Raw genomic sequence first — 403 nt, forward strand, 5'->3', positions numbered from 1 at the left:
GTTAACTAGGTTCGTTGCATACAGTTGAGATGATTGAGTCGGTAGTCGACCAACCATATCTGTGTAACCTACCACTTTCACGCCGTTAGCCGTTGTAATGACTTGATCCGCAACGGTATATTCACAGTTACCGCCATTGGCTGCCGCAAGGTCAACAATCACACTACCAGCACTCATGCTGTCTACCATCTCTTTGGTAATCAGCTTAGGTGCCGGACGACCTGGGATCAGTGCCGTTGTAATGATGATATCGACATCTTTAGCTTGAGCTGCATACAGTTCTTCAGCTTTCTTATTGAATGCTTCAGACATCTCTTTTGCGTAGCCGTCGCCCGCGCTGGTATCTTCCTTGAAATCCACTTCCAAGAATTCAGCGCCCATAGACTCGACTTGCTCTTTTACT

Annotated in this window: 1 pseudogene; it reads right to left on the minus strand. The window is 46.9% G+C overall.

The features are described 5' to 3' along the window. Nucleotides 1–403: pseudogene (gene pntA, locus AB4496_RS29190) on the minus strand (NAD(P)(+) transhydrogenase (Re/Si-specific) subunit alpha); the annotation flags it as partial.

Origin of the sequence: Vibrio sp. 10N.222.46.A1 (assembly GCF_041473595.1) — a bacterium.
GTDB classification, from domain to species: domain Bacteria; phylum Pseudomonadota; class Gammaproteobacteria; order Enterobacterales; family Vibrionaceae; genus Vibrio; species Vibrio tasmaniensis_A.